The 7291-nt window shown below is 61.7% G+C and carries 5 protein-coding genes; 2 read left to right on the forward strand and 3 right to left on the reverse strand.

All coding sequences use genetic code 11. The features are described 5' to 3' along the window. A partial coding sequence (locus tag VMJ11_RS03745; protein WP_325617031.1) for a peroxidase family protein occupies nucleotides 1-1170 on the forward strand: 1170 nt, incomplete at its 5' end. A 669-nt stretch (nucleotides 1171-1839) separates the two neighbouring features. Next, entirely contained in the window at nucleotides 1840-2049 is a 210-nt protein-coding gene (locus VMJ11_RS03750) for a hypothetical protein (protein WP_325617033.1), read from the forward strand. 201 nt (nucleotides 2050-2250) lie between these two features. Here the strand turns inward: VMJ11_RS03750 and VMJ11_RS03755 are convergent, their stop codons facing one another. The 3 genes from VMJ11_RS03755 to VMJ11_RS03765 all read right to left on the reverse strand — a co-directional run bounded on the left by VMJ11_RS03755 (nucleotide 2251) and on the right by VMJ11_RS03765 (nucleotide 6751). Further along, the gene (locus VMJ11_RS03755; RefSeq protein ID WP_325617035.1) at nucleotides 2251-4542 is read right to left on the reverse strand and encodes a putative bifunctional diguanylate cyclase/phosphodiesterase; all 2292 of its coding nucleotides are present in this window, start codon (nucleotides 4540-4542) and stop codon (nucleotides 2251-2253) included. 111 nt (nucleotides 4543-4653) lie between these two features. After that, entirely contained in the window at nucleotides 4654-4950 is a 297-nt protein-coding gene (locus VMJ11_RS03760; protein WP_325617037.1) for a hypothetical protein, read from the reverse strand. A 13-nt stretch (nucleotides 4951-4963) separates the two neighbouring features. Beyond that, nucleotides 4964-6751: a methyl-accepting chemotaxis protein gene (locus VMJ11_RS03765; protein ID WP_414694291.1), complete on the reverse strand. Its 1788-nt coding sequence runs from the start codon at nucleotides 6749-6751 to the stop codon at nucleotides 4964-4966. Nucleotides 6752-7291: the final 540 nt, after the last annotated feature.

Consider the following 7291-nt stretch of genomic DNA (forward strand, 5'->3'; position numbering starts at 1 on the left):
AAGTACGAATGGGAACAGGAAAGGAGCCCGGCGGGCGCGATCCAGTGGGTCGCCAAGAATGCCGAAGCGGTCATCCCTGGCCCGAGGCCCGATTCGCCCAAGCGCAAGCCGACCATGCTCACAACCGACCTGTCGCTGCGCATGGACCCGGCCTACGAGAAAATCTCACGCCGCTTCCTCGATGATCCGCAGGCGCTTGCCGAAGCCTTTGCACGTGCGTGGTACAAGCTGACCCACCGCGACATGGGCCCGAAGGCACGCTATCTCGGCCCGGAAGTGCCGCGTGAAGACCTGATCTGGCAAGACCCGCTGCCAGCGGCGACGCACCATCCGAGCGAGACCGACATCGCCGAACTCAAGGCGAAGATCGCGGCTTCGGGCCTGTCGGCTTCGGAACTCGTCGCGGTTGCGTGGGCTTCGGCCTCGACCTTCCGTGGTTCGGACAAGCGCGGCGGGGCCAACGGCGCGCGCATCCGACTCGCGCCTCAGAGCGATTGGGCCGTCAACCAGCCCGTCGGCGGCACGCTGGCGAAGCTGGAAGAAATCCAGAAGGCTTCGGGCAAGGCGTCGCTCGCCGACGTGATCGTGCTGGCCGGTAGCGTCGGCATCGAAATGGCTGCAAAGGCAGCGGGCCTCGCGCTCACGGTGCCGTTCGCGCCGGGCCGCGTGGATGCCACTGCCGAGCAGACCGATGCAGTCGCGATGGCTGTTCTTGAACCCGTCGCCGATGGCTTCCGCAACTTTGAGAAGACCAGGTCGCCGGTTCCGGCCGACGCATTGCTGATCGACAAGGCCCAGTTGCTGACCCTGACGGCTCCGGAGATGACCGCGCTGATCGGTGGTCTGCGCGCCGTCAACATCAACGCAGACAGTAGCAAGCACGGTGTCTTCACAAACACTCCGGGCGCGCTGACGAACGACTTCTTCGTCAATCTGCTCGACATGGGCACCGAGTGGAAGCCGGCCGGCGATATCTACGAGGGCTATGACCGCAAGACGGGCCAGCTCAAGTGGACAGGAACCCGCGTGGACCTCGTGTTCGGTTCGAACTCGATCCTGCGGGCGCTGGCCGAGGTCTACGGCAGTGCCGACGGGAAGGAGCGTTTCGTCAACGACTTCGTCGCCGCGTGGGTCAAGGTGATGAACCTCGACCGCTTCGACCTGGCCTGACGCGAGACTGCACCGAGCGGCTGCCTTTAGGGAGCCACTTGAGCGTTGCCCGCAGAGCCGGAGGTTTGCGCCGCCGGCTTTTTTCAGGTGCTCGAAGCGCAATCAGCCCGCCGCGCTTCGTTTCCCCCACACGCGCAGTCTCGTCAGCGTGCGGTATCGGTACGCAAGCGTCCGGCAACGGAGCGAAGCCGCCGCCCAAATGTCAAACTTTAGATCGACGCCAATGGCGCGTCCTGGCCGACCAGCGCCCGACGCGGTTGGCGCAACCCGACCCGTTCCCGCCCCTCAGCTTGTTTCTGCGAACGTCACCAACGTGCTCCAAAGCGGTCACACGCTGTGCGGTCGGCGTGTCAGGAGGCAATCTATTAACGTTCGCTCCCGCTCGAACTGACGAGGATCAGGTCGTACACAGTCGACGAACCGGTTGTCGATCCATAGGCCACTCCCGGTGGCCGTTGTGCGGGTTCCGCAAGACATCAGGCGTTATGTCAAAAGGGTGGATGCCGGCGAACCCCGATGCCGTCGCTTCAATACAGCTGTGATAGATCCGGAGGGGATGAAGTACAGCAGCAGTGCGCCGTTGCTTGGCCAGCGATCCGAAGTGGAATCCAGGTCAACGCGATTGCGCGGTACTCGCTGTCGAGGCGTACGGAGCTGTATGGTGACGCCATGTATCAGCACGCAACGGGCAACAAGAACGTCGCAGTCGTGTACAACGCGGCGGCGCTTGAGCCCCCAGTGTATGCCATCAAGCAACTGGCGCGGATCGCTTTTCGGACGTCCATGACCGGCGGAAGGAAGCGAGCCCGCGGTGGGAAAAACGTGGCGCGTCATGCGTTTGTATCAATGACGCCAGACCGTCAGCCCGGCCTGAACTGAAATGTCCCCCTTCACTATGGGACTATGGGTGCTCCCGTGCCACGGTGTCGGCTAACCCACTGGAGCATGGGACCGAGTTCGAGAATCAGTCGTGACGCAATGATGGGAGTATTTAGAACGGCAGCGACCAAAGTGTTTAGAACGTAGTCCTATGCGACTGAAATCGCCATTTCGGCAACTACGTATTGTCTGCCAGGTTCCTCAGGAAGGCTCGAACTGGCTGCACCCGTATGCGGCCGACTCGACGGGGTGACTAAACAGAAAGCCTTGCTGCTTTTCGCAGCCAGCCGAGCGCAGGAAGGCGGCCTGTTCCGGCGTCTCCACGCCTTCAGCCGTCACACTCATCCCTAGCGAATGCGCCATAGCAACGACTGCCCGCGTGATCGCGATCGAATCGTGACGATCCGGCAGACCGGCGACGAATGAGCGATCGATCTTGAGGCTATGCAGAGGGAAGCGCTGCAGATACGACAGCGACGAATAGCCGGTGCCAAAGTCGTCAACAACAATCCGCACACCCATACGGGTCAGCGCGTTGAGCATGGGCAGCACGGCTTCGCTGTCGTTCATCAGCAGCCCTTCGGTAATCTCCAGCTCCAGCGCGTCTGGTTCGAGACCGACGCGCGACAGGCAAAGCCCGACCTGTTCGACCAGCCCGTCCCTGATCTGACGCGGTGACAGGTTGACCGCGATCACCAGATCTGGCGCGATGGTTCGGTGCCATTCGGCCATCTGTGCGCATGCAGTTTCGAGTACCCAGTCACCGATCGGGATGATCATCCCAGTCTCCTCGGCCGCCGGTATGAACTCCGCAGGAGGGACATCTCCGAGTTCGCTACTGTGCCAGCGCAGCAGCGCTTCGGCACCGACCGTCCTGCCGCCCGCGCTATCGACGATCGGCTGGTAGACCAGATACAGCTCGCCTGCGGCCAGCGCACGCCGCAATGACTGCTCGATCGTGAAGCGCCGTTGAAGGGACTGGTTCAGCTCCGCCGTGAAGAACTGGAAGTTATGGCGCCCACGCTGCTTCGCGTGGTACATCGCGGAGTCGGCATGGCGCATCAGCGTCGCCGCATCCCGTCCGTCTTCGGGAAACAGGCTGATCCCGATCGACGCGCCCAGATAGTATTTGCAGCCTCCTACCTCGAAGGGCACCGCAATCGTATCGAGCAGTTGCTGCGCGAGCCTCGGGACGTCTGCAATCCCGGCGGACCGGCTGCCCACAATCACGAACTCGTCGCCGCCCACACGGGCGAGTGTGTCCTCCTGATCGACGCATTGCGCAAGCCGGTGCGCGGCGGTGCGCAGCAGCGCATCCCCAACTGTATGGCCCGCTGTGTCGTTGACCTTCTTGAAGCCATCAAGATCGATAAACAGGACGGCGGCACGCTTGAGCCCAGCCTTGCCTCCCCCCTCCGGTTCAAACAGTTCCTGCATCCGGTCGGCAAGATAGGCGCGATTATGCAGCCCGGTGAGCGAATCGCGTGTTGCCAGATACCTGAGTTGTCTCTGCGCCTCGCGGGCCGGGCCGACATCGGTGAATGAGATCAACACGGCGCTGGTTTCGCGGTCGCCCGGCCGGATGATCGGCACGATATTCGCGTTGATCCAGGCCATCGTTCCATCGGCCAGTTCACGCCCGATCGTCTGGCCGAGCAGCGGCTTGCCGGTCAACAGCACGCGAGGCACAGGCCACTCGACCTCCGGAATCACGGAACCATCGTCGTTATAGACTCGTGCCACCACATCCCGATAGAAATTGCGGCCGACGAGGCTGGTAGTTGTCGCACGCAGCATCCGGTGCGCACTCGGATTGCAGGCGAGCACCACCCCGCTTGCCGATATCACAACGACCCCTTCATTCAGGTGATCGACGACCAGTCGATGGTGTTCCTCAGTTTGCGCGAGACGCTGCGCCATCGCATTCTGAAGGACTGCAAGGCCGACGCTACGACCGATATCTCGCAGGATTGCGTCCTCTTCCCAGGTCGGCCCACGCGGGGTGCGATGGTAGACGGCAAACGCGCCAAGCACCGCACCCGCTTCGTCCATGAACGGGATCGACCAACACGCAAGCAAGCCGACCGGCAATGCAAGATGTCTGAAATCGGTCCATAGTGGGTCGGTCGAGATATCCTCGACCATCACCTTGCGACGTTCGTACATCGCGGTCCCGCACGAACCCGCGAGCGGACCGATCGCGAGTCCGTCGAGTGCGGCGCGGTATTGTTCCGGTAACGAAGGCGCCGCACCGACTTTCACATGACACCCGTCGGCATCGAGCAGCAGGATCGAGCATGACGATCCCTCGCCAAGCAGTGCTTCCGCGTAGCGGCATACCTCCGCAAGCAGCTCGGGCAACGGTGTGTTGCGGGCCATCAGCCGCAACACGGCCTGTTCGGAAGCCAGCACTTCCTCGGCCAGGCCGGACCGATAGCGGGTATCCCCGGGCTCTGTATCAGTTGTGATACGCGCTGTAGCTTCGCGGACCATATCCAGGTTCCTTATCCCGTCGGCAGACCGGGGCCACTCGGCGCGCCGGCGCCGTTGCAACCCGGGCAGTGTTGACTGGCGAGTGCCTTGAAGCACCGCGCCAGGGGGAGTCTATTGGCGCGCGGCTGATCCCCGAACCAGCGCGGCGAGAATGGCATTCGTAAGTTCAAGCAGTGCCGAGTGATACTCGGCAGGCAACGCCACATCGTCCATAAGCGACATGGCGTCTTCAATACCATGCCGGAATGACCTGCTGATCTCGCAGCGCTGCGACGTCGTGAGGTGTGGCAAGGCCACATCAAAGAATTTGCCCAGAACCATAGCCCGCGCGCCCAAAGCGCCCATTGGCTTCGTGTAAGCCGTCACGAGCTTTCTCATCCGGCTCAGCTCTTCGTTGGAATCGTCCAATTTTCAACCTCGCTCAGAATGCCTGCCAGTCCGCCGCCCCGGCATCAACTGCGGCCATCCTGTCGCTGTGTGCGGCAACGACGGGGGTCGCCCTTGACTTTGAAAACGCTGCGCCGGTAGTGTCGAAGTTGGCACCATTTGTTGTCCGCGACCCGCCAGGAATCTGCCTATGCGCCGGGGACGTCTTCGGTACCGGCAGGCCTGGTTTGCGCTGCGGGATGGCCACTGGTGACGTGGATGGCCCGTCGGTGATGCTGAACACGGCCACCGCATCGCGCAGTTCCTGGGCCTGCTGGGCCATCGACTGCGCCGCCGCCGAGGCTTCTTCCACCAGTGCGGCATTCTGCTGGGTCACCTGGTCCATCTGGGCAACGGCGGTATTGACCTGCCCGATGCCGGTGCTCTGCTCTTGCGACGCCGCTGCGATTTCCCTCATGATGTCGGTCACACGCTTCACTGACTGGACCACTTCGTTGATGGTGCTGCTCGCTTCCTCGACCAGTTTTGAGCCAGCGTCCACCTGATTTGTCGCGTCATTGATCATGTCCTTGATTTCCCTAGCCGCGGTCGCACTGCGCTGGGCGAGCGTGCGAACCTCGCCCGCCACGACGGCAAACCCCCGTCCCTGTTCGCCAGCGCGGGCCGCTTCCACCGCGGCATTGAGCGCGAGGATGTTTGTCTGGAAAGCGATGCCTTCGATCACGGAGATGATCTCGAACATTTTGCCTGAGCTGCCGGAAATTTCGCGCATGGTCTCGACAACCCGTCCGACCACTTCGCCGCCGTGTTGCGCGACGCTCGACGCAGTGTTCGCCAATGCCATGGCCTGCGTTGCGTTATCCGCGTTATGACGGACCGTCGAAGTCAGTTCCTCCATGCTCGAGGCGGTCTCCTCGAGGGACGCGGCCTGTTCTTCCGTGCGTTGCGACAGATCGGTGTTGCCTTGTGCGATTTCGCTTGCCGCGACCGAGATCGACTCGCTGGATGTCTTGATGCCGCGCACGATCGTCGTCAGCTGGTCTTTCATGGCGCCCAGCGAATACATCAGGCTGGCGTGGTCCCCTGGCTTCAATGTCACGGCGACGCGCAGATTACCGGCCGCGATCTCGCCAGCCAGCAGCGCGGCATCGCGGGGCTCGCCGCCGAGCTGTCTGGCCAAGCCTCGTGCGATGACCAGCGCCACGCCCAGCGCGACCACCACTGCCGCGGCGATCAGTCCGATTACCCACGCAATGGCAGCCGAATACGTCTGGTTGGACTGCTCCCCCTCGCGGGCTGCACCCGCGTCGCTAATATCAACGATCGTCTGGATGTCTTTTTCGACGGCCTGTCGAACCGTATAGGACTGGCCGCGCAGCAGCTCCATCGCGTCAGCCTGCTTGCCGTCTTTCATCAGCGACCTGACCTGCTGATCGAGGCTCAGGTACTGCTGCATTAACGTCTGGGCGTCTGTGTCGGCAGCTTTCCCCTCAGGCGTACGGATGACTTTCTCCGATGCCGCTGCGGCCTTCCGGTAGGTAGCGATACCGTCTTCGATCAGAGCCTCCGCTTCCTGCAGCTCAGCTGGCGTGGTTGCGCCAGCGGCACGAAATTCGTTGAGGCGTATATTGCGCAGCCCCCCCCGCATCTGCAGACTGCTGCGCACGGCTGGCAGCCAGTGGTCGCGCAATTCGGCGGCGTGGGCGTTTTCGGCGTTTATCTCGACAAGCGAAAACCCGCCCAGCCCGACCAGCAGGACGATCAACGCTGCAAACCCCAACAGTAGCTGGGTGCCCACTTTCATGCTCTTGAGAGACGACATCAGGAATTTTCCCGTTCTGTTGGCTGCTTCTTTTTCTATCTTTTTGTCTCTATAAGGGCTGCAACCCCGTTTTATTTTTTTGAGAATCTCTTGTGGCGTGCAAGTTAACGGCTCCCATTCCGAATAATTCACCGACGAACTCGTAACAGACTATTCCAAACAGAAACACAATTGCATTGCTGGCTGTGATGACAGCGGCCCTGTCTTGACGAGACGTACGCGAACGGATCGCTTAAACCAAAATCACCGTCGGGTGTAGAGGTCAGTCTGCCGAATCATCGGGCGTCGCTTTGCCAAATGGCGGCTCGTCGCTCGTCAACAGACGTTCGCCAACCGGCAGCGAAAGACCGCTTCTGGCCGGGTGCCGACTCATGCAATTTGCATACGCAGCTTCAACCTCGCCAGGCTGCCATCGGCAGCACGCGACCCACTGCCGCCGTTCGACCCATTGTCGCTTCGACGGCGATTTTCGAGGTACTACGGACATTGATATAGGCACATTGAGCGACGACTGAAGCGCATTTGCAAAACATGGTGAGC

Source organism: Paraburkholderia sp. (genome assembly GCF_035501035.1).
GTDB lineage: Bacteria > Pseudomonadota > Gammaproteobacteria > Burkholderiales > Burkholderiaceae > Paraburkholderia.

Excerpts from the sequence above, each read along its gene's own strand:
- VMJ11_RS03750 (WP_325617033.1), top strand. The coding sequence starts at position 1,840 with ATGTATCAGCACGCAACGGGCAACAAGAACGTCGCAGTCGTGTACAAC.
- VMJ11_RS03755 (WP_325617035.1), bottom strand. The coding sequence starts at position 4,542 with ATGGTCCGCGAAGCTACAGCGCGTATCACAACTGATACAGAGCCCGGG.
- VMJ11_RS03765 (WP_414694291.1), bottom strand. The coding sequence starts at position 6,751 with ATGTCGTCTCTCAAGAGCATGAAAGTGGGCACCCAGCTACTGTTGGGG.